This is a genomic window from Hyella patelloides LEGE 07179 (assembly GCF_900659865.1).
Classification (GTDB): Bacteria; Cyanobacteriota; Cyanobacteriia; order Cyanobacteriales; family Xenococcaceae; genus Hyella; species Hyella patelloides.
In genome coordinates this window covers 1-2,135 of record NZ_LR214260.1, presented here as the reverse complement: position 1 = coordinate 2,135, position 2,135 = coordinate 1, and the positions used below count along the sequence as shown (strand labels likewise).

General features: G+C 38.5%; 3 protein-coding genes. All 3 read right to left on the bottom strand.

Annotation, left to right across the window (positions count from 1 at the left end):
• Positions 1-86: 86 nt before the first annotated feature.
• Entirely contained in the window at positions 87-686 is a 600-nt protein-coding gene (locus tag H1P_RS32915; protein WP_144875647.1) for a peroxiredoxin, read from the bottom strand.
• A gap of 138 nt (positions 687-824) precedes the next feature.
• The gene (gene rimI / locus H1P_RS32910; RefSeq protein ID WP_144875645.1) at positions 825-1,370 is read right to left on the bottom strand and encodes a ribosomal protein S18-alanine N-acetyltransferase; all 546 of its coding nucleotides are present in this window, start codon (positions 1,368-1,370) and stop codon (positions 825-827) included.
• Positions 1,371-1,618: 248 nt separating this feature from the next.
• The coding region (locus H1P_RS32905) for a homoserine kinase (protein WP_144875644.1) at positions 1,619-2,135 on the bottom strand (517 nt) is incomplete at its 5' end.

Below are 2,135 nucleotides of genomic sequence, written 5' to 3'. Positions count from 1 at the left end.
AAAAAAACACGGTATGACCATGTTAATTAAAAGATGAATTAATTTAATCTTTTTGTCAGTATTGTTTTGATAATCAAGCCTAAAATTTAAACGGCAGAAAAGTATACTTTAGACTTCACGGGATCGGGTACCATAGTTTTATCCCCTTCTTCCCAACCCGCAGGACATACTTCATCGGGATGAGACTGCACATATTGAATTGCTTTAAGTGTACGTAAAGTTTCATCTACGCTACGACCAAAAGAGAGGTTATTGATTGTCGCGTGTTGAATAGCTCCCTCTTTATCAATAATAAAGAGTCCACGTAAAGCTACTCCAGCTTCAGGATCGAGAACATTATAAGCGGTGCTGATTTCTTTTCTGATGTCAGAGACTAGAGGATAAGCAATGTCACCAATACCACCTTCTTTACGATCGGTTTGAATCCAAGCCAAATGAGAGAATTCGCTATCTACAGAAACACCCAATACTTCGGTATCAAGAGCTTTAAATTCCTCATAGCGATCGCTAAAAGCAATAATCTCTGTAGGACAAACAAAAGTAAAATCCAAGGGATAGAAAAATAATACGGTATGCTGACCGCGATAGTCAGACAATTTGACTGTTTTGAATTCTTGATCGACAACAGCAGTAGCAGTGAAGTCTGGTGCTTCTTGTCCTACTCTGATACATCCTTCTGCGGTCATGGGTTAATGTCTCCTTTTATACATTATATTTATAGGTTTGTATGGTGGTATTTACAAACCTTCACGAATATATCATAAAGCATAGTCATAACGGTTTTGTCTAAATTGATATTAAATGTTAAATTAAACGCTCAGAATTTAAGCAATTGTATAGTGTCGGAGAAGTCGCTTTTTTATTTGTAACCGCCAAGAATCTAGCTGTTGCTGAAAATCGCCTTTATTTAACCCATTGAGCCATAAAATTAGAGCATCTTCTCCTGTTTTGGGATAATAATTCCTGCGTCTTCCTGCAACCTTAAAACCAAACTTTTCGTACAAATTAATAGCTGGCTGATTGGTAGGTCTTACTTCTAAAGTAGCTCTTTTTAAACCTCTTGTGACTCCCTCTTGTAAAAGACTGTGGAGTAACAACATCCCTAAGCCCTGTCGATGATACTCTGGATGAATCCCTAAAAGAGTAATATGAGCCTCTTCCAAAATTGACCATAAACAGCCGATTCCCAGCATCTTAGGAGACAAATCTGTTTCTGTAACCCAAAGCAACAACAAGCTACTATTAGGGCTATTTATTTCTCTTAAATAACCATGTTTAGACCAAATACCGTCAAAACACAATTGATCTAAAACAATAATATCTTTAACTTGATTTGCGATCGCTGGTTTAATTTCTAGTCGTTTTATCATCTAAGGAATGAAGAGTATTAATTAGTTAGTGATTAGTGGGTAGAGAAGTTGTCTTGGTGAACTAAAAGATGCGCCTTACGGCGACGCGGGGTCTCACCGCTCAGGTCACGTCCGTACAGTGGTTAGTGGTTAGTCTTTGATTGCTCGTTGTCACTGATTACTGATTACTTATCACCTTTTATCTTCCCATCTTCCTTGTATTCCTTCCTCTGTTTCCTCTGCTCTTTCTGCTCTTTCTGCTCTCCTTCTTATTTCCTTTGCACTCTCGCGCCTTGATTATCCAAAGCCAAAACCTTAACGGAGGGGAAAATGCCTTCATTTTGCCAAGCACCAGCCATTGCAGTAACGACTTTTTTTGCCGAGTAGCTACTGCATAAAGCCAGTAGAGTAGGACCTGCACCACTAATTACCACTCCGTAAGCACCAGCAGCTATAGCAGTTTCTTTGACTGCTGTATAACCACGAATTAGTTTTTGACGATAGGGTTGATGTAATTTATCTGCTAAAGCCATTGCTAACCAATCATGATTATTGGTGGCTAATCCTCTAATTAATAAACCCATGCGAGAAATATTAAAAATAGCATCACTACGTTCGTAATTAGTTGGCAATACCGCTCTAGCTTCTTCCGTAGACAACTCAAAATTAGGAATTGCAACTACAGGTACGATATCAGAATGCCAAGGAATTTCTGTAATTTGCCAGTGTTCGGCTTCTCCCACAGATAATTGACAATTACCCAGTAAAGCAGGAACCACATTATCA